Consider the following 18355-nt stretch of genomic DNA (forward strand, 5'->3'; position numbering starts at 1 on the left):
CGCCATGGCGGTCGTCGTCGTCCGGCCCGAACCCGGCCATGGCGCGACGATGGCTCGCCTATGCGCGGAGGGACTGGCGGCATGGTCCCTGCCCTTCTTCGCGACACGGGCGGTCGCATGGGCCGCGCCCGATCCCGATGCGATCGACGCGCTGCTCTTCACCAGCGCGCAGGGCGTACGACTGGCGGGTGCGGGGTTGGAGCGGCTGAGGCATCGTCCCGTCGTCGCGGTCGGCCCCGCCACCGCCGCCGCCGCGCGAGAGGCGGGCCTGTCGGTCGTCCTGACCGGCTCCCATGACGCCGCCGCCGTGGTGGCGCAGGCACGGGGCATGGGGCTGGCCCGGCTGCTGCATCTCGCGGGGCGCGACCGGGTGGAGACGGGGGCGATGGTGCGGGTGGTCTATGCCGCCGATCCGGTGCCGGTGCCACCCTCCGCCATCGCCGCGCTGGCGGGCGAGATCGTATTGCTCCACTCCTCCCGCGCCGCCGAGCGGCTGGCCGAGCTGGTCGATGAGGCGGGGCCAGGCCGCCGGGACATCGCGATCGTCGCGATCAGCGCGAAGGTCGCGGCGGCGGCGGGTTCGGGCTGGCGCGCCGTCGCCATCGCCGATGCGCCCCGTGACGAAGCGATGCTCGCCGCCGCGCGGGCGTTGACCCGGACAGCCGCCACGGGGATAAGCGGGGCATGAACCAATTCGCGCCATCCGACCGACCGCCGTCGCGCGGGCCCCGTACGGGCGCGACCATCGCGCTGATCCTGCTCGCCTTTGCCGCCGGCCTGATCCTGATGGCCTATGCGATGCGCAACCTGTCCTGGTTCGGCGGCACCCCCGCCGCCAAGACGAGCGCGGTGACCGGCGCCAAGCCGGGCGGCACCGCCGCCGGGTCGCCCGCCGCCGATGCGACGCACGGCGCCACCGACCCGGTCGCGCTCGCCACGCGCGAAGCGGCGCTGGCCGCGCAGATCGCCGCGCTGGAGACCCGCGCCGCGACCATCGCGACCGATGCCTCCGCGGCAGGGGCACAGGCAGGGCGCGCCGAATCGATCCTGGTCGCCGCCGCGGCGCGCCGCGCGGTCGATCGCGGCCAGCCGCTCGGCTATCTCGAAGAGCAGCTCCGCCAGCGCTTCGGTGCGAGCGAGCCGCGCGCGGTCGCCGTGCTGATCGGCAACGCACGCCAGCCGGTCACGCTGGAGACGCTGCGCCAGGGGCTCGACACGCTGGCCCCCGATCTGGTCGTCAACGGCACCAGCGGCTGGTGGGAAGGACTTCGCCAGGAACTCGGGCGGCTGATCGTGATTCGCGAGGCGAGCGCCCCCTCCTCCAACCCCGCCGACCGGCTGGCGCGCGCGCGTCGCCTGCTCGACGGTGGACAGGTGGAGGCCGCCCGCGCCGAAGTCGCCCGGCTGCCCGGCGCCGATGCCGCCCGGACCTGGCAACATGCCGCCCAGCGCTATGTCGCGGCACGCCGCGCGCTCGACCTGATCGAGAATGCCGCCCTGATCACGCCCGTCGCGGCTCCGGCCCCGATCGTGACCACCCCGGTGACGAATGCGCCTCCGGCGGAGGAACAGGCCGGCCCCGAAACGGCCCCCGCGCCCGCCGCACCGACGATCTGATCCGGTCCGCCGCTGGCCCGCCGATTGCGGCGAAACGAGGAGCCGGTGGCGAGGGCGGAGCGTTGATCTCCGTCATCATCGTCGGAGATCCTGCTTGTGACCCGTGCCGCACCCCGCCTCGCCCGCTGGCTGACCGGTTCGCTCCTGCTGCCGCTCGCCGCATGTGGAGGAGCCGCCGACCCGACGCGTAACGACAGCGCCGCCGCTGGCCCGACACCCACAGCGACCACCATGCCGGACCGCGTGCCGGAGCACGCCGCCCTTCCCGCGCCGATCAAGACCACCCCCTCGCCCGAAGCGCAGAGCGTGCTCTCCTGCTCCGCCGAACGGGGGCAGGCCGCCGCGCAGAGGCTGGTGAAGATCTGCACCTCGGTCTCGCCCGCGACCCATCCGCCGTGCAATGCCGCCAATAGCTGTGCGATCATCGAGGACGAGATCGCGCGGAGTTGCGGGCTGCTGGGCGACGACGCGGCAAAGACCAGTGGTTGCGCGGTCGATCCGAAGAGCGATGCGGCGGCGGCCAACGTCATCCGCCGCTATTATTCGGCGATCAATGCGCATGACTATGCCACCGCCTGGATTCAGTGGGGCAATGACGGGCGACCGGGCCAGCGCTTCGCCGATTTCCAGAAGGGCTTCGCCGATACCCGCGCGACCAGCGTGACGATCGGCAAAATGCCGCCCAGCGAAGGGGCGGCGGGATCGATCTATGCCACCGTGCCGGTGACCGTGGATGCGCAACTGGACGATGGGCGGCGGCAGCGCTTCATCGGGCACTATGTGGTGCGGCGGGTCAACGACGTACCGGGGGCGAGCGCGGAGCAGCTACGCTGGCATATCGATTCGGCGACGTTGAAGGCGGCGGGGGTTTCCGGGTGAGCGTGAGGCGCGGCCTTCGACTTCGCCCAGGCTGAGCGGGTGAGGGAATTGGTTCGCCCTCGCCAGAAAGGCACACGCCCCAACCTCCGTTCCGCCTGAGCGAAGTCGAAGGCCAAGGGACGCCCGCAGCGGGCGCGTACAGCGTGCACTTCGACTTCGCTCAGTGCGAACGGAGGAGTATCCTAGATCGGATGCCCCTCGGTATCGCGCAGCACCTCGCGCCGCCCGACATGGTCCGGGCGACCGACGATCCCGTCCGTCTCCATCCGCTCGATCAGCCGCGCCGCCGAGTTGTACCCGATGCGCAACTGCCGCTGGAGCCAGGAGGTCGAGGCCTTCTGGCTCTCGCACACCAACTGGATCGCGGCGCGATATTGCTGGTCCTCCGCCGAATCCTCCCCCGTCGGCGCGCCGTCGAGCGCGAAGCTTTCCGCCGGTTCTTCGGTGACCGAGGAGATGTAATCGGGCTGTCCCTGCGAGCGCCAGTGATCCGCGACCCGGTGCACCTCGTCGTCCGAGACGAAGGGGCCATGGACACGCACGATCCCCTTGCCGCCGGGCATGTAGAGCATGTCGCCGCGCCCGAGCAGTTGCTCTGCCCCCTGCTCGCCCAGGATGGTGCGCGAGTCGATCTTGGACGTGACGTGGAAGCTGATGCGGGTCGGCAGGTTCGCCTTGATGACGCCGGTGATGACGTCCACCGACGGCCGCTGCGTCGCCATGATCAGGTGGATGCCCGCCGCGCGCGCCTTTTGCGCCAGGCGCTGGATTAGGAATTCGACCTCCTTGCCCGCCGTCATCATCAGGTCGGCCAGTTCGTCGACGATCACCACGATCTGCGGCAGCGGTTCATATTCGAGCTTTTCCTCCTCATAGACCGGCTGGCCGGTCTCGGGATGATAGCCCGTCTGCACCTTGCGCCCCAGCGGCTGGCCCTTGGCCTTGGCCGCGCGCACCTTGTCGTTGAAGCTGGCGAGGCTGCGCACGCCGACCGAGGACATTTGCCGATAGCGGTCCTCCATCGTCTCCACCGCCCATTTCAGCGCGCGGACTGCCTTGGCCGGGTCGGTGACGACCGGCGACAGCAGATGCGGAATGTCGTCATACATCGACAATTCCAGCATCTTGGGGTCGATCATGATCATCCGGCACTGCTCGGGCGTCAGGCGGTAGAGCAGCGACAGGATCATGCCGTTCAGGCCGACCGACTTACCCGACCCCGTCGTACCCGCGACCAGCAGGTGCGGCATCGGCGCAAGGTCGGCGACCACCGAGTCGCCCGCGATATTCTTGCCCAGGATGATGGGAAGCTGCGCGGCCTGATCGGCGAAGCTCTGCGACGCGACCAGTTCGTGCAACGACACCATCTCGCGCTTGGCATTGGGCAATTCGATGCCGATCACGTTTCGCCCCGGAATCACCGCGACGCGCGCCGAGATCGCCGACATGTTGCGTGCGATATCGTCGGCCAGCGCGATGACGCGATTGGCCTTGATGCCGGGGGCCGGCTCCAGTTCGTACATGGTGACGACCGGGCCGGGGCGAACCTCGACGATCGATCCCTGGACGCGGAAATCGTCGAGGACATTCTCCAAGAGGCGCGCATTGCGCTCCAGCCCGGCCTTGTCGATCGTCCCCGCCGGAGTCGGCGGCGCGGGCGTCAGCAGGTCGAGGCCCGGCAACTGGTACGGCGCGTCGCGATCCGCCGTCGCCTTGGGCCGCGCGGGCGCGGGGGCAATCTGGCGGTCGGCGATGACGGGCGCGGGGCGATCCTCACGCACCGGCACCGCCTTGCGCGCCAGGGTCAGCGGCTCCTCGTCTTCGTCCTCGTCGTAGAGCGCCTCGTCCTCATCGTCCCAGGGGAGCGCCTCGCCATCCTCGCCGATCGCCCGGCGGCGACGCAGCCGGGCCAGGCCGCGCTCGGCGAGATCGAGTTCCAGGCTCCGCCCCCAGATCAACGCGCCGCCCAGCCCGAAGGCGAGCCCGATCGCCACCGAACCCCAGGTCACCACCGCCGCCTGTCCGCTGAACTCCAGGGCCCAGCGGACGAAACCGGCGACCGACAGGCCGATCACCCCGCCCCAACCGGCGGGCAGCGCCAGCACCGCCGAGTCGGAGACGAAGGACAGGGCACAGGCCATCAGCGCCACGCCGATCACCGCCTGGCGCAGCATCCGCACCCAGCGCCCCGCCGGGCGGTCGCGCCACAAGCGACTCGCGACGATCGGTCCGACCGGCAGGACCAGCGCGACGGCGGGGCCGAACAGGGTCAGCGCGATATCGGCCACCCACGCGCCGGGCAGTCCCAGCCAGTTGGCGGGCACCGCGCCCGAGGCGGTGTTGAGCGCGGGGTCGCTCGCGCGGTAGCTGGCCAGCGCCAGCACCAGCATCAGCGTGACGGCGAACAGGATCAGCGCGGCGACCAGCGCCCCGCTACGTACCGCGCCCGCCTTCACCGTCTCGCGCCATAATACCGGCTGCGCGCGGCTGGCCATGGGTATTGTCCTTCAGGAATGTCCGAAAATCCGGGAAAATTCATCGCCTCTGGCGGTTCCCGCGTCAAGGCGCACGGGCCATAGCCGCATTGTTAGGCGGTCCGCGAAGGTCTAGGAGCATGTCCATGGATAGCGATGTCATCATCCTCGGCGGCGGTCTGGTCGGCGCGACGCTGGGCGTCGGGCTGGCCGCGCATGGCCTTTCCTCGATCATCATCGATCCCGCCGATCCGGCGGTGATCCTGGCCCCCGGCTTCGACGGGCGCGCCTCCGCCGTCGCTTCGGCGAGTTGGCGGATGCTCGACGCGATCGGGATCGGAGCCAAGCTGGCGGGACAGGGCTGCGAGATTCGGCATATCCGGGTCAGCGACGGGCTGGAGCCGGGGGCGCTCGATTTCATTCCCGACGCCGATGACGGTGCGCTCGGCACGATGTTCGAGAACAAGCTGCTCCGCCGCGCGATCCATGCGACCGCGAGCGAAGCGGAACGGGTCGACCTGCGGATGCAGACCCGTGCGGTCTCGGTCGAGCGTGGCCCGGCGGGCGTCACCGCCACCTTGAGCGACGGCACCACGGTCCGCGCGCCGCTGCTGGTCGCAGCCGAGGGCCGCCAGTCGCCGACCCGCGATGCGGCGGGGATCAAGGTGGCGCGCTGGTCCTATGACCATAACGCGATCATCAGCGCCTTCCACCACGAAGCCTCCCACGAAAATATCGCGTTCGAGATCTTCTACCCTACCGGCCCCTTCGCGCTGCTGCCGCTGCCCGATGATGAGGTCGGGCATCGCTCGGCGATCGTCTGGTCGGTGCCGGGGCGCGATGGCGACGCGATGCTGAAACTCTCCGACCGCGCCTTCCTGGCCGAGGCGGAGAAGAGCATGGGCGGGTTCCTGGGGCGGCTGTCCCATGCCAGCCCACGTTCCGCCTATCCGCTGGGCTTCCACCGCGCCGCGACGATGACCGGCGACCGGCTGGTGCTGGTCGGCGACTCGGCGCATGGCATCCACCCGATCGCGGGGCAGGGCGTGAACCTCGGCTATCGCGACGTCGCCGCGCTGGTCGAGGTGCTGGTCGAGGGCAAGCGGACCGGCATGGACCTGGGGGATGCGGCGTTGCTCCAGCGGTATCAGCAATGGCGCGGGCTCGACACGTTGATGGTGTCGGTGGCGACCGACAGCTTCAACCGCATCTTCGGCGTGCCCGGCAAGATGGCCAGCAGGGTCCGGCGGCTGGGCATCAGCGCGATCAACCATATCCCGCCGATCAAGAACCGCTTCATGGCCGAGGCGCGCGGTGAAACCGGACAGCTTCCCCGGCTGTTGCAGGGCGTGATGGTCTAACCCACAGGAGCCGCCATGATCCCTGGGCCTGATTATCCCGACCACCCTGGCCGCCCCGCTCGCGCGCCCGTCAGAGACCGTCGCCAGACCGGCGTCGCGCGCGGCATGGCGGCGGCACTGGTGGTCGTCCTCCTGACGCTGGCGGTGGGTTGGAGCGTGGGCAGCCCGCTCTCCCCGACCGACCGGGTGTTGCGCGCGGTGGCGGCGGCGACGGTCGCGGCGCTCTGGCTGGCGGCGGCGATCGGACGTGTCGCGGCGCTGCGGTTCGACTCGCCCGCCGATATCGATGCGGCGGCGGGCGGGAGTGCGGATTCGCCCCGCCTTGCCATCGCCAATGCGGTGCTGCGCAACACGCTGGAGCAGGTGGTGCTGGCCATTCCCGCCTATCTCGCGCTCGCCTGGGTGGTGGAGGGATCGGGCGCGATGATCCCGATGCTCGCCGCGCTGTTTTCGGTCGGGCGGACGCTGTTCTGGACCCATTACGCGCACGGGGCGGCGGCACGGTCGTTCGGCTTCGCGCTGACCTTCTATTCCAGCGTCGCGGCGCTGGTCATCGTGCTGGTGGCGCTGGTCGGGCGACTGGTCTGAAATCCACCCTCCGTTCGCACTGAGCGAAGTCGAAGTGCACGTTCCAAGATTGGCGGCCACGGATTCCCTTGGCCTTCGACTTCGCTCAGGCTGAACGGGGGGTAGGGAGGTGAGGGCGCGGGATCAGATTTCCCGCGCTTCCTCCACCAGCATCACGGGCACGCCGCCCCGGATCGGATAGGCCAGCCCCGCCGCCTCCGAAACCAGTTCCTGGGCGGCTTCGTCATAACGCAGCGGCGTCCGCGTCACCGGGCACACCAGCCGTTCGAGCAACCACGGGTCCAGGCTCATTGCAGCGTCACCCGATCCTCGCCGTCATGGCGACCGAAAAATTGCATCAACTGGATGATCAGTTCGGCGCGCTGTTCCAGGTCGGTCGCCTCCAACAGCGCCTGCTTCGCCGCCACGTCGAAGGGCGCGATCTGGGCGATGCCGTTGACCAGGCTCTCGTCATCGAGTCGCCCGACCGCGTCCCAGTCCACCGCATAGCCCTGTAGCTCGGCGAAGCGCCGCGATTCCTGCTCCAGCGACGCCCGGCGGCCCAGCGACAACAGATCCTCGTCCACCACCGGCAGCAACTCCGCCTCGACCTGGCGGAAGGGGGTCGTCACCTCCAGTTCGCGGACGATGCGGAACAGCGAGACGCCTTCGAGCACAAGGTTGTAGCGGCCATCCTCCATCGCCTCGACCTCGGCGATGCGGCCGACGCATCCCAACTGATAGAGGCTGGGCGTGTCGCCCTCGCCCGAGGGCTGGACCATGCCGATCCGCCGGTCGCGCGCCATCGCGTCCGACACGAGCGCCCGGTAGCGCGGCTCGAAAATGTGCAGCGGCATCGGCATCCCCGGAAAGAGGATCGCACCCGCCAGCGGAAAGATCGAAAGCCGCGCCACCCGCCTTATCCGAACAGGATGGCGGACAGCCGCCGCCGCTGCTGCGATACCCAGGGGTCGGTCATGCCGACCACCTCGAACAGCTTGAGCAACTGCTGGCGCGCGGCATCCTCGTTCCAGCTCCGGTCGGCGGCGACGATATGGAGGAGGTTGTCCGCCGCGCCGTCCCGGTCACCCGCCGCCATCTGCGCGTTGGCGAGCGCGAACCGCTTTTCGTGATCCTCGGGATTGGCCGCGACGTCGGCCGCGAGATCGGCATAGTCCGCCGCCGGAGGGGCCGAACGCGCCAGCGCCACGGCGGCGACCGCGCGATGGATGGCGGGGTCGTTGGCAAGACCCTCGGGCAGTGCCTCGGTCGCGGCTTCGGCCTCCTCGACCCGACCGGCGGCGATCAGCGCGCGGATGCGGCCCGACAGCACGGCGGGATGCTCGGGAGCCATGTCGAGCAACTGCTCGAAGATCGACAGCGCACGTTCCGCGTCACCCGCCTCCAGCACCTCTTCGCCCATCGCGATCAGCGGTTCGAGTTCCGCCGCCGCGTCCGCCGCCTCCGACTGGATCGGCAATTGCTTGAGCAACTGGTCCAGCGTCGCCCGCAGCGCGCTTTCGGTGCGCGCGCTGGTCAGGTCGGCGACCAACTGCCCCTGGAACATCGCATAGACGGTCGGGATCGAGCGAATCTGGAATTGGTTGGCGATGAACTGGTTCTTGTCGGTGTCGATCTTGGCCAGCACCACGCCCTTGTCGGCATAGTCGGCGGCGACCTTCTCCAGCGTCGGGCCCAGCGCCTTGCACGGGCCGCACCATTCCGCCCAGAAATCGAGGATGACCAGCTTGGTCATCGACGGCTCGACGACATCGCGGCGGAAGGCGGTGACGGCCTCCTTCTCGGCGGGCGACATTCCCAACGTGGCCAAAAGACGCTCCTTTACGTGTTGCTTGGCCCTATGTGGGCGAGGGTGGGCGGTAATGAAAGGCCGTTCGGTGAATCAGGCCGACAGCCGCGCGATCGTCCGCTCCTGCCCGATCAGCGGGAGAAGCGCGGCCATGTCCGGCCCCTGCGCCCGGCCGGTAAGGGCAAGTCGCAACGGCAGGAACAGCGTCTTCCCCTTGCGCCCTGTCGCGTCCTTGAGCGCGGCGGTCAGCCTGTGCCACGGGTCGTTCGCCCAGTCGATGGTGGCCGCAACCTCGGCGGCTTGGGCCAGGTACGCGCGGTCCTCCCCGGCCGGCTCGGGTGCGTCTACCGGGCCCTCGATCACCTGCCACCAGTCGGCGGCCTCTGCGACGGTCGACAGGTTGGGCCGCACCGCTTCCCATTCCGCTGCGCCCATGCCGTTGGGAAGGCGATCGGCCACGGCGGCATACGGAGTCTGATGCAGAATGCGCGCGTTCAACTGCGCCAGTTCCGCCTCGTCGAACCGTGCAGGCGCGCGGCCGAAGCGCGAAAAGTCGAACCCGGCGATCAGCGGGGCCATGTCGGCGACCGGCTCGACCGGATCGCTGGTGCCGATCCGGGCGAGGAGCGCGCGGACCGCCTGCGGCTCGATCCCTTGTCCACGGAAGTGATCGACGCCCAGCGAACCGAGTCGCTTGGACAGCTTGCCCTCATTGCCGGTCAGCAGTGCGGCATGGGCGAAGCGGGGCAAGTCCGCCCCCAAAGCCTGAAACATCTGAATCTGGAGCGCGGTGTTGGAGACGTGATCCTCACCCCGCACCACCTGGGTCACGCCCATGTCGATGTCATCGATCACCGAGGGCAGCATATAAAGCCATGTCCCATCGGCGCGGCGGATCACCGGATCGCTCATCGTCGCGGGGTCGAAGCGCTGGGGCCCGCGCACCGCATCATCCCACTCGATCGACGCGCCATGGTCCAGCTTGAAGCGCCAATGCGGGCGAACGCCTTCGGCCTCCAGCTTGGCGCGGTCTTCGTCGGTCATGGTCAGCGCGGCACGGTCGTACACGGGGGGAAGCCCGCGCCCCAACTGAATCTTGCGCTTCAGGTCGAGTTCCTGCGCGGTTTCATAGGCCGGATAGACATGGTCGTTCGCCGCCAGTTCGGCGAAGCGCGCCTCATACAGCGCAAAACGCTGCGACTGGCGCACCTCGGCATCGGGGATCAGCCCCAACCAGACCAAATCCGCCCGGATCGCCTCGACATAGCGTTCCTCGCTCCGCTCGGCATCGGTGTCGTCGATGCGCAGCAGGAAGCGCCCGCCGGTGCTTTGCGCATACATCCAGTTGTGGAGCGCGGTGCGGATATTGCCGACATGCAGCCGCCCGGTGGGCGAAGGAGCGAAACGGGTCACGGTCATGCCCCGCGCCATAATCCGGGAATCGCCTTTGCGCTATTGTGACAGCGCGATTAAAGGGGCCGCGACCAACGGACTGTCTGCGGGGACGGGGAATGACCATGAAGTTGATGACCGGCAATTCGAACCTGCCGCTGGCAAAAGCCATTTCCGCCTATCTGGAAGTGCCGCTGACCGAAGCGCTGGTGCGCCGCTTCGCCGATGAGGAAATCTTCGTCGAGATTCAGGAGAATGTGCGCGGCGAGGACGTGTTCGTGATCCAGTCGACCGGCTATCCGGTCAACGACAACCTCATGGAATTGCTGATCATGATCGACGCGCTGAAGCGTGCGTCGGCGCGGCGGATCACGGCGGTCATCCCCTATTTCGGCTATGCGCGCCAGGACCGGAAGCCCGGCCCGCGCACGCCGATCTCGGCCAAGCTGGTCGCCAATCTGATCACCGTGGCGGGTGCCGATCGCGTCCTGTCGGTCGACCTCCATGCCGGTCAGATTCAGGGCTTTTTCGATATACCGACCGACAATCTCTATGCCGCGCCGGTCATGTCGGCGGACATATTGGCGCGGTTCAAGAACGACAATCTCATGGTCGTATCACCCGACGTCGGTGGCGTGGTCCGCGCACGCCAGCTCGCCAAGCGGCTCAACAACGCGCCGCTCTCCATCGTCGACAAGCGCCGCGAGCGCGCGGGCGAGTCGGAGGTGATGAACATCATCGGCGACGTCGAGGGCCGCTTCTGCATCCTGATCGACGATATCGTCGACTCGGCGGGCACGCTGTGCAACGCCGCCGCCGCGCTGCGCCAGGCGGGGGCGGAGGACGTGGTCGCCTATGTCACCCACGGCGTGCTGTCGGGCGGCGCGGTGGCGCGGGTCGAGGGATCGGAACTGCGCGAACTGGTCATCACCGACTCGATCGGCAATCACGAGTCGATCGGCGCGACGGCCAAGATCCGCCATTTGGCCATCGCCCCGCTGCTGGGCGAGGCGATCAAGCGCATCGCGGATGAAACCAGCGTGTCGAGCCTGTTCGACTGATGGCAACAGGGGGCTGTCGGCAGCTTTGCCCGCCGCCATGGCTGCAGGTCGATGGGGGATTCCCGTGGCCTTCGACTTCGCTCAGGCTGAACGGGGGTAGGGGGTCGCCAAAACCCCGTTCGCGCTGAGCGAAGTCGCAGCGTACGCCCCTCGCTCACCGCAAGGGACACGAACCGCCTCAGCCATTCCCCAGCGCGACGATATGCTCGAACACCGCCGGGTGGAGCGGCTTGGAAAAGGCGCAGCCATATTTGAAGCCGTCGCGCCAGGCGATCACCGCTTCCATGGGGGCGAGGCCCGGCAGGGTCAGCCAGACGATCGTGCCCGGCCACAGGGTGAAGCTGGTTTCGGCGCGAAAACCATGCTGCGACAGGTCGACCACGTCGATCTCGAACCGGGTCTGCCCCTTGTCGCGCAGATGGGCGCGCATCCGCACCGCATGACGCAGGGTACGACGGAGTTCCTGGCCGGCGACCGGCTCGAACGGCGGGGTGAAGACCGGTTTTTCCATGACTCCCGTTCTATCCGAAATAAGGTTACTTTTTCGACAACAGCCCGTCCTGTTCGGCTACGGCACCGACAGGGCGGCGAACCCCGGCGCGCGAACGCCGCTTGAGTTCGGCCTTCAACGCCTCGGGCCTGGGCGCGACCAGAAAGCCGAAGCTGACCGTGCCGTGCTTGGTTTCCACGACATGGTGCAGCCGGTGCGCCTGGATGATCCGCTTCATATAATCCGACTTGGGCAGATAGCGGGTCGGCAGCCGCTTGTGCACGATGACATCGTGAAAACCGAAATAGATCGCGCCGTAAGCCGCGATCCCCGCGCCGATCCAGGTAAAGCCGCTCCACCAGCCCAGTTGCGCACCGCCCAGGATCATCACGAAGGACGGCACCGCGAAGATCGCGGCATACAGGTCGTTCAACTCCCAATTGCCGGTGCGCGGGCGGTGATGGCTTTCGTGGAGGAACCAGCCGGGCCCATGCATGATCCAGCGATGCGCCGCATAGGCGAACCCCTCCATGAAGATCACGGTGCCGAGAAACAGGAGAATGCCGAGAGCCCAGTGCATCCTGCCTATATAGCGTGGTCGCTCTGCTTTTGCGCGTAATTCCGTTCGTCACCCTGATCGAACGGCTCGCCACCCGAGAATTCGCACTTGCGATGCAATTGCAATAATGCCGTTTCGGGGTGGATTTGTCCGTCCGCCTGTGCTTTAGCCGCACCCAATTTCCCTAGAACCACCCGAGAGGCGGAAGGCTAGCGCATGAACATCCACGAATATCAGGCCAAGGAATTGCTCGCCAAGTTCGGCGTGCCCGTCCCCGCCGGCTTCGCCGCGATGACCGTCGAGGAAGCTGTCGAGGCATCGTCCAAGCTCCCCGGACCGCTCTATGTCGTCAAGGCGCAGATCCATGCCGGTGGCCGTGGCAAGGGCAAGTTCAAGGAACTCGGCCCCGACGCCAAGGGCGGTGTTCGCCTCGCCAAGACCGCCGAGGAAGTCCGCGCTGCCGCGACCGACATGCTGGGCAACACGCTGGTCACCATCCAGACCGGTGAGGCTGGCAAGCAGGTCAACCGCCTGTACGTGACCGACGGCGTCGACATCGCCAAGGAATTCTACCTGGCGCTGCTCGTCAACCGCGCCACCGGCCGAGTCTCGATGGTCGCCTCGACCGAGGGCGGCATGGATATCGAAACCGTGGCGCATGACACTCCCGAAAAGATCCATTCGATCGACATCGACACCGCGACCGGCTTCATGCCGCATCACGGCCGCGCCGTCGCCGCCGCGCTGGAACTGACCGGCGACCTTGCCAAGCAGGCCGCCAACGTCGCGTCGAAGCTCTACGCCGCGTTCCTGGGCACCGATGCCGAGCAGATCGAGATCAACCCGCTCGCCGTCACCGAGGACGGCAAGCTGATGGTGCTCGACGCCAAGGTCGGCTTCGACGGCAACGCCATGTTCCGTCACAAGGACCTGATGGAACTGCGCGACACCACCGAAGAAGACGCGATGGAACTGGAGGCGTCGAAGTACGACCTGGCGTACATCAAGCTCGACGGCGACATCGGCTGCATGGTCAACGGCGCAGGGCTTGCCATGGCGACGATGGACATCATCAAGCTGAACGGCATGTTCCCGGCCAACTTCCTCGACGTCGGCGGCGGCGCCAACAAGGAGAAGGTCACCGCGGCGTTCAAGATCATCCTGAGCGACCCCGCCGTGAAGGGCATCCTGGTCAACATCTTCGGCGGCATCATGCGCTGCGACATCATCGCCGACGGCATCGTCGCGGCGGCGAAGGAAGTGAACCTCCAGGTTCCGCTGGTCGTCCGCCTCGAGGGAACGAATGTCGAGAAGGGCAAGGAAATCCTCGCCAATTCGGGTCTCGCCATCGTCCCCGCCAACGATCTGGGCGACGCCGCCAAGAAGATCGTGGCCGAGGTGCAGAAGGTCGCCTGATAAGCGCCTTCGGCCCTGATGGACCGATTTGGAGGGGCTCGGGCGGAAACGTCCGGGCCCCTTTCTCGTTGGTCGGGACGAACACTTGCGATGCGCTCGCAAGCCCGCCAAAGACGGCGACATGATGGGCTGTTCAGCCGGGAAGGAACCGCGATGAAGATCGTCGTGCCCGTGAAACGGGTGTTGGATTATAACGTGAAGCCTCGGGTGAAGGCGGACGGGACGGGCGTCGATCTGGCGAACGTGAAGATGTCGATGAACCCGTTCGACGAGATCGCGGTGGAAGAGGCGATCCGGCTGAAGGAGAAGGGGGCGGCGACCGAGGTGGTCGTCGTCTCGATCGGCGAGCCCAAGGCGGCGGACACGCTGCGCACCGCGCTGGCGATGGGCGCGGACCGGGCGGTGCTGATCACCGCCGATCAGGCCCCCGAACCGCTCGGCGTCGCCAAGCTGCTCGCCAAGGTGGTCGAGGAGGAGCAGCCCGGTCTGGTGATCCTGGGCAAGCAGGCGATCGACGGCGACAACAACCAGACCGGCCAGATGCTGGCGGGGCTGCTCGGTTGGGCGCAGGGGACCTTTGCGTCCAAGGTCGAGATCGACGGCCAGACCGCCAACGTCACCCGCGAGGTCGATGGCGGTCTGGAGACGGTGGCGCTCACGCTCCCCGCCATCGTGACGACCGACCTGCGCCTCAACGAGCCGCGCTATGCGTCGCTCCCCAACATCATGAAGGCCAAGTCCAAGCCGATGGCGACCAGGACCGCCGCCGACTACGGCGTAGATGTTGCCCCCCGGCTGACGGTCACGCACGTTGCCGAGCCGGGCAAGCGCCAGGCGGGCGTCAAGGTCGGCTCGGTCGACGAACTGGTCGAGAAACTCAAAGCACTGGGAGTGGCCAAGTGAAGACGCTGGTATGGGTCGAACATGACGGCGGAGCCGTCAAGGATGCCACGCTGGCGACCGTCACGGCGGCGGCCAAGCTGGGCGAGGTCCACCTGATCGTCGCCGGTCAGGGCGTGGACGGTGTCGCGCAGGCCGCCGCCAAGATCGCGGGCGTGGGCAAGGTCCATGTCGCCGATGACGCGGCCTATGCCCATGCGCTGGCCGAGAATGTCGCACCGCTGGTGGCGAAGCTGATGGAGAGCCACGACGCCTTCCTTGCCCCGTCGACCACCACCGGCAAGAACATCGCGCCGCGTGTCGCCGCGCTGATCGATGTGATGCAGATCAGCGACATCCTGTCGGTCGAGGGGCCGGACAGCTTCACCCGGCCCATCTATGCGGGCAACGCCATCGCGACGGTGAAGACCAGCGACAAGAAGCTGGTCCTGACCGTGCGCACCACCGCCTTCGAGAAGGCGGCGGCCGAGGGCGGCTCGGGCGAGGTCGAAGCCATCGCGTCCACCGGCGATGCCGGAAGCTCGCGCTTTGTCGGCGCGGAGAAGGCCGAGAACGCGCGGCCCGAACTGACCAGTGCCAAGGTCATCGTCTCGGGCGGTCGCGCGCTGGGCTCGGAGGAGCAGTTCCATGCGCTGATCGACCCGCTCGCCGACAAGCTGGGGGCCGCCGTGGGTGCCTCCCGTGCGGCGGTCGATGCGGGCTATGCCCCCAACGACTATCAGGTCGGGCAGACCGGCAAGATCGTCGCCCCCGAAGTCTATGTCGCGGTCGGCATTTCGGGCGCGATCCAGCATCTTGCCGGAATGAAGGATTCCAAGATCATCGTCGCGATCAACAAGGACGAGGATGCCCCCATCTTCCAGGTCGCCGATATCGGCCTGGTCGGCGACCTGTTCACCGTGATCCCCGAACTGACCGAGAAGGTCTGACGGAGGGGGGATCGCCGCACACGGCGTACCCGGCGGCGAGCCCCCTCCACCGCCGCTCCGCGGCGGTCCCCCTCCCCGTGCCGGGGAGGATTGTGGCTCTTCCCTTTCTTGTCCACCTGCGCGACATTCGCCGCATGATCGGCCGTCATCTTCGTATCACCGGACGCGTGCAGGGCGTCGGGTATCGCTACTGGTTTATCGGTCGCGCCAAAGCACGGGGGCTGACCGGCTGGGTTCGTAACCGTGCGGACGGCTCGGTCGAAGCGGTCGTCCAGGGACCTGAGGACGAAGTGGCGCGGATCGTCGCCGACGCCGCGTCGGGACCACCCGCCGCGCGGGTCGACCGTGTCGAAGCGATCGAGCAACCCGTCGATCCCGCCTTCAATCAATTGGAACAGCGACTGACATGCTGATCGCACTTATCCTCGCCCAGGCCACCGATCCGGCCATCGCAAAGCGGGTCGAGTCGCTTCTTTCGCGCGCGCCCATAGTCGACGGGCATAACGACCTGCCCTGGGAACTGCGCGACACCGACCTCCCGCCCGAATCGCCCAGGCTCGCCGCCGACACGAGCGCCCTGCCCCATCCGCTCCAGACCGACCTGCCCCGGTTGCAGCGTGGCGGGGTCGGCGGACAATTCTGGTCGGTATGGATTCCCGCCGACGCCACCGGCCCGCGCGCGGTCGAGATGACGCTGGAGCAGATCGACCGGGTCCACCGCCTCGTCGCCGCGCATCCCGACCGGCTGGCACTGGCGCGCACCGCCGGGGATATTCGTCGGCTGTCGAAACAAGGCCGGGTCGCCTCGCTGATCGGGGTCGAGGGCGGGCACCAGATCGACGGACGGCTGTCCGTGCTGCGCCAGTATCGGGCACTGGGCGTCGCCTATATGACACTGACCCATGGGCGGAGCCTGGCCTGGGCCGATTCCTCGACCGATGCGCCGATCGCCAACGGGCTCAGCCCCTTTGGCCGTGCGGTGGTGGCAGAGATGAACCGGATCGGCATGATCGTCGATGTCGCCCATGTCTCCGACGCGACGATGGCGGCGGTGCTCGACACCAGCAAGGCGCCGGTCATCGCCTCGCATTCCGACGCCCGTGCGCTGGCCGATGCGCCGCGCAATATCCCCGATGCACTGCTCCGCCGGATCGGTGAGGGCGGCGGCATGGTGATGGTCAACTGCTATCCCGCCTTCCTGTCGAGCGCGTGGCGCGCCTGGGATGCGGCCCGCACCGCCTATGCCAAGTCGGTCGGCGTGCCCGCCAATATCTATGGCCCGCGCAGCCCCGCGCCCTTGATCGCCTGGGACGCGCAGCACCCCGCCCCGCATGTGACCGCCGCGATGGTCGCCGACCATATCGAGCATATCGTGCACGTCGCCGGGCATGGCGCGGTCGGATTCGGCGGCGATTATGACGGGATCAACGGCACTTCGCCCGAGGGGATGAGCGGGGTCGACGGCTATCCGCTGGTGCTGGCCGAGCTGGTCCGGCGCGGGTGGAGCGACGCCGACCTGGCCGCGCTGACCAGCGGCAATATTCTGCGCGTGATGGACCGGGTCGAGGCCGTGTCCAAGAGCCTCAGTGCGACAGCGCCGGACGATTCGATCGATCCACTGGCCCGCTGAGCGTATCCCCGGCGAAGCGCATCGCCACCAGCCAGATCACGAACCCGCCCAGCGCCAGCCCGCAACCGACATAGCCGGTCGAGGTCCAGCCCAGCCCGTTCGCGATGGCGAGCCCGCCCGCCCAGGGCCCGATGGCATTGGCGGTGTTGAAAGCCGAATGGTTGAGCGCGGCGGCCAACCCCTGCCCCTCGCCCGCCACGTCCATCAACCGCGTCTGGAGCACGGTGCCCAGCGCGCCGCCCAGCCCGATCGCGAAGATATTGGGCAAGATCGTCCACAAGCTCCCCGCCGCCAGCGGATAGAGCGCCAGCATCGCCGCCGACCAGAGCAGCAGCCCCCCGGCGGTCGGCATCAGCGCGCGGTCGGCGAAACGCGGCACGACGATATTGCCGATCGTCATGCCCAGACCGAACACCGCCAGCACCAGCGGGATGGTCGCGGTGGAGGCCCCCGTCACCTCGGTCAGCGTCGCGGCGAGATAGGTATAGACCGCGAACATCCCGCCAAAGCCGATTGCCCCGATCGCCAGCGTCAGCCAGACCTGACCCCGGCCCAGCGCCGCCAGCTCGCGCCGGACACTCGCGCCTTCGTCCGGCCTGTCATGCGGCGCGGCGATCCACACCAGGGTCGCGGTCAGCAGCGCCAGCGCCGCCACCACGCCGAACACCCAGCGCCAGTTGAGCCACTGGCCCAGCATCTGCGCCAGCGGCACGCCGATGACGGTCGCCACGGTCAGCCCCAGCATGATCCGCCCGACCGCCACCGTCCGCCGCTCGTCGGGGACCAGCGAGGCCGCGACCAGCGCCGCGATGCCGAAATAGGCCCCGTGCGGCAGCCCGCTGAGAAAGCGAAAGAAGAGCATCCAGTGATAATCGGGCGCGATCGCCGACAAGCCGTTGCCCAGCGCGAACATCAGCATCAACAGGATCAGCAGCGTGCGCCGCGCCAGCTTGGCCGACAGCACCGCGAGCAGCGGCGCGCCCACGACCACGCCCAGCGCATAGGCGCTGATGACATGCCCCGCCGTCGGCGCGTCGATGTTCAGCCCGCGCGCCAGATCCGGCTCCAGGCTCATCGCGGCAAACTCGGTGGTGCCGATCGCGAAACCGCCCACCGCCAAAGCGGTGTGGACGATGCCGGGGGAAAATGTCCGGGCCATGGATTATCCTTTCTCGGCTTCCATATGTTGCGCCGCAGCAAAATGCGCAACCGTGGCGATGCGATCGCACAGCATTGAATTGATGAGGAATTCGAAAAACCAAGGATTTTC

19 protein-coding genes are annotated in these 18355 nt (G+C 68.0%); 11 read left to right on the top strand and 8 right to left on the bottom strand.

The window, feature by feature from the left end:
* Positions 1–4: 4 nt before the first annotated feature.
* The 3 genes from QE379_RS01345 to QE379_RS01355 all read left to right on the top strand — a co-directional run bounded on the left by QE379_RS01345 (position 5) and on the right by QE379_RS01355 (position 2496).
* Positions 5–688, top strand: coding sequence for a uroporphyrinogen-III synthase (locus QE379_RS01345; RefSeq protein WP_306997112.1), 684 nt, complete (start codon positions 5–7; stop codon positions 686–688).
* Positions 685–1617 carry a hypothetical protein gene (locus tag QE379_RS01350; RefSeq protein WP_306997114.1) on the top strand — a complete coding sequence of 311 codons (933 nt, stop codon included), beginning with the start codon at positions 685–687 and terminating at the stop codon, positions 1615–1617. Before QE379_RS01345 ends, QE379_RS01350 begins: the two co-directional genes overlap by 4 nt.
* Before the next feature lie 96 nt (positions 1618–1713).
* Positions 1714–2496: a hypothetical protein gene (locus QE379_RS01355; protein WP_306997116.1), complete on the top strand. Its 783-nt coding sequence runs from the start codon at positions 1714–1716 to the stop codon at positions 2494–2496.
* A gap of 182 nt (positions 2497–2678) precedes the next feature.
* On the opposite strand, the gene QE379_RS01360 is transcribed toward QE379_RS01355, so the two are convergent.
* Positions 2679–4991, bottom strand: a complete 2313-nt coding sequence (locus tag QE379_RS01360; RefSeq protein ID WP_306997118.1) for a DNA translocase FtsK — start codon at positions 4989–4991, stop codon at positions 2679–2681.
* A 125-nt stretch (positions 4992–5116) separates the two neighbouring features.
* Here QE379_RS01360 and QE379_RS01365 point away from each other — a divergent pair, with 125 nt between their 5' ends.
* Together QE379_RS01365 and QE379_RS01370 are read left to right on the top strand one after the other, a co-directional pair.
* On the top strand, positions 5117–6331 hold the full coding sequence (locus tag QE379_RS01365; RefSeq protein WP_306997120.1) for a UbiH/UbiF/VisC/COQ6 family ubiquinone biosynthesis hydroxylase: 1215 nt from the start codon (positions 5117–5119) through the stop codon (positions 6329–6331).
* Positions 6332–6346: 15 nt separating this feature from the next.
* Complete coding sequence (locus QE379_RS01370) at positions 6347–6919, top strand: MAPEG family protein (protein WP_306997122.1); 573 nt, start codon at positions 6347–6349, stop codon at positions 6917–6919.
* A gap of 123 nt (positions 6920–7042) precedes the next feature.
* On the opposite strand, the gene QE379_RS01375 is transcribed toward QE379_RS01370, so the two are convergent.
* From QE379_RS01375 to gltX, 4 genes are all read right to left on the bottom strand, one after another.
* On the bottom strand, positions 7043–7210 hold the full coding sequence (locus QE379_RS01375; RefSeq protein ID WP_306997124.1) for a Trm112 family protein: 168 nt from the start codon (positions 7208–7210) through the stop codon (positions 7043–7045).
* Entirely contained in the window at positions 7207–7812 is a 606-nt protein-coding gene (locus tag QE379_RS01380; RefSeq protein WP_373461704.1) for an LON peptidase substrate-binding domain-containing protein, read from the bottom strand. The genes QE379_RS01375 and QE379_RS01380 overlap by 4 nt, the downstream gene beginning before the upstream one ends.
* 5 nt (positions 7813–7817) lie before the next feature.
* Positions 7818–8714 carry a tetratricopeptide repeat protein gene (locus tag QE379_RS01385; RefSeq protein WP_307003025.1) on the bottom strand — a complete coding sequence of 299 codons (897 nt, stop codon included), beginning with the start codon at positions 8712–8714 and terminating at the stop codon, positions 7818–7820.
* A gap of 87 nt (positions 8715–8801) precedes the next feature.
* Complete coding sequence (gene gltX / locus QE379_RS01390) at positions 8802–10127, bottom strand: glutamate--tRNA ligase (RefSeq protein ID WP_306997126.1); 1326 nt, start codon at positions 10125–10127, stop codon at positions 8802–8804.
* Positions 10128–10225: 98 nt separating this feature from the next.
* Here gltX and QE379_RS01395 point away from each other — a divergent pair, with 98 nt between their 5' ends.
* A complete protein-coding gene (locus tag QE379_RS01395) occupies positions 10226–11161 on the top strand; it encodes a ribose-phosphate pyrophosphokinase (RefSeq protein WP_307003027.1) in 936 nt (311 codons plus the stop codon).
* Between the two features lie 178 nt (positions 11162–11339).
* Here QE379_RS01395 and QE379_RS01400 read toward each other — a convergent pair whose 3' ends face one another.
* Positions 11340–11672 carry a PilZ domain-containing protein gene (locus QE379_RS01400; RefSeq protein WP_306997128.1) on the bottom strand — a complete coding sequence of 111 codons (333 nt, stop codon included), beginning with the start codon at positions 11670–11672 and terminating at the stop codon, positions 11340–11342.
* A 25-nt stretch (positions 11673–11697) separates the two neighbouring features.
* Positions 11698–12231, bottom strand: a complete 534-nt coding sequence (locus tag QE379_RS01405) for a sterol desaturase family protein (RefSeq protein WP_306997130.1) — start codon at positions 12229–12231, stop codon at positions 11698–11700.
* A gap of 195 nt (positions 12232–12426) precedes the next feature.
* Between QE379_RS01405 and sucC the strand changes: the two genes are divergently transcribed.
* The 5 genes from sucC to QE379_RS01430 all read left to right on the top strand — a co-directional run bounded on the left by sucC (position 12427) and on the right by QE379_RS01430 (position 17085).
* Positions 12427–13626 (top strand): ADP-forming succinate--CoA ligase subunit beta, encoded by a 1200-nt coding sequence (gene sucC / locus QE379_RS01410; protein ID WP_056438953.1) that lies wholly within the window; start codon positions 12427–12429, stop codon positions 13624–13626.
* 153 nt (positions 13627–13779) lie between these two features.
* Positions 13780–14529 carry an electron transfer flavoprotein subunit beta/FixA family protein gene (locus QE379_RS01415; RefSeq protein WP_306997132.1) on the top strand — a complete coding sequence of 250 codons (750 nt, stop codon included), beginning with the start codon at positions 13780–13782 and terminating at the stop codon, positions 14527–14529.
* On the top strand, positions 14526–15455 hold the full coding sequence (locus QE379_RS01420) for an electron transfer flavoprotein subunit alpha/FixB family protein (protein ID WP_306997134.1): 930 nt from the start codon (positions 14526–14528) through the stop codon (positions 15453–15455). Before QE379_RS01415 ends, QE379_RS01420 begins: the two co-directional genes overlap by 4 nt.
* 134 nt (positions 15456–15589) lie before the next feature.
* Entirely contained in the window at positions 15590–15868 is a 279-nt protein-coding gene (locus tag QE379_RS01425; RefSeq protein ID WP_306997136.1) for an acylphosphatase, read from the top strand.
* Entirely contained in the window at positions 15862–17085 is a 1224-nt protein-coding gene (locus tag QE379_RS01430; protein ID WP_306997138.1) for a dipeptidase, read from the top strand. The genes QE379_RS01425 and QE379_RS01430 overlap by 7 nt, the downstream gene beginning before the upstream one ends.
* Here the strand turns inward: QE379_RS01430 and QE379_RS01435 are convergent.
* A complete protein-coding gene (locus QE379_RS01435; protein ID WP_267435885.1) occupies positions 17039–18244 on the bottom strand; it encodes an MFS transporter in 1206 nt (401 codons plus the stop codon). The genes QE379_RS01430 and QE379_RS01435 overlap by 47 nt on opposite strands.
* Between the last annotated feature and the right edge of the window lie 111 nt (positions 18245–18355).

The sequence above is a fragment of the Sphingomonas sp. SORGH_AS_0879 genome, assembly GCF_030819175.1.
Lineage (GTDB): Bacteria > Pseudomonadota > Alphaproteobacteria > Sphingomonadales > Sphingomonadaceae > Sphingomonas.

Coding starts and splice junctions, on each gene's coding strand:
- QE379_RS01385 (WP_307003025.1), bottom strand. CDS start 8,714: ATGTCGCCCGCCGAGAAGGAGGCCGTCACCGCCTTCCGCCGCGATGTC.
- QE379_RS01400 (WP_306997128.1), bottom strand. CDS start 11,672: ATGGAAAAACCGGTCTTCACCCCGCCGTTCGAGCCGGTCGCCGGCCAG.
- QE379_RS01425 (WP_306997136.1), top strand. CDS start 15,590: ATGATCGGCCGTCATCTTCGTATCACCGGACGCGTGCAGGGCGTCGGG.
- QE379_RS01370 (WP_306997122.1), top strand. CDS start 6,347: ATGATCCCTGGGCCTGATTATCCCGACCACCCTGGCCGCCCCGCTCGC.
- QE379_RS01430 (WP_306997138.1), top strand. CDS start 15,862: ATGCTGATCGCACTTATCCTCGCCCAGGCCACCGATCCGGCCATCGCA.
- QE379_RS01365 (WP_306997120.1), top strand. CDS start 5,117: ATGGATAGCGATGTCATCATCCTCGGCGGCGGTCTGGTCGGCGCGACG.
- QE379_RS01405 (WP_306997130.1), bottom strand. CDS start 12,231: ATGCACTGGGCTCTCGGCATTCTCCTGTTTCTCGGCACCGTGATCTTC.
- QE379_RS01395 (WP_307003027.1), top strand. CDS start 10,226: ATGAAGTTGATGACCGGCAATTCGAACCTGCCGCTGGCAAAAGCCATT.
- QE379_RS01375 (WP_306997124.1), bottom strand. CDS start 7,210: ATGAGCCTGGACCCGTGGTTGCTCGAACGGCTGGTGTGCCCGGTGACG.
- QE379_RS01360 (WP_306997118.1), bottom strand. CDS start 4,991: ATGGCCAGCCGCGCGCAGCCGGTATTATGGCGCGAGACGGTGAAGGCG.
- QE379_RS01345 (WP_306997112.1), top strand. CDS start 5: ATGGCGGTCGTCGTCGTCCGGCCCGAACCCGGCCATGGCGCGACGATG.
- QE379_RS01350 (WP_306997114.1), top strand. CDS start 685: ATGAACCAATTCGCGCCATCCGACCGACCGCCGTCGCGCGGGCCCCGT.
- QE379_RS01435 (WP_267435885.1), bottom strand. CDS start 18,244: ATGGCCCGGACATTTTCCCCCGGCATCGTCCACACCGCTTTGGCGGTG.
- gltX (WP_306997126.1), bottom strand. CDS start 10,127: ATGACCGTGACCCGTTTCGCTCCTTCGCCCACCGGGCGGCTGCATGTC.
- sucC (WP_056438953.1), top strand. CDS start 12,427: ATGAACATCCACGAATATCAGGCCAAGGAATTGCTCGCCAAGTTCGGC.
- QE379_RS01415 (WP_306997132.1), top strand. CDS start 13,780: ATGAAGATCGTCGTGCCCGTGAAACGGGTGTTGGATTATAACGTGAAG.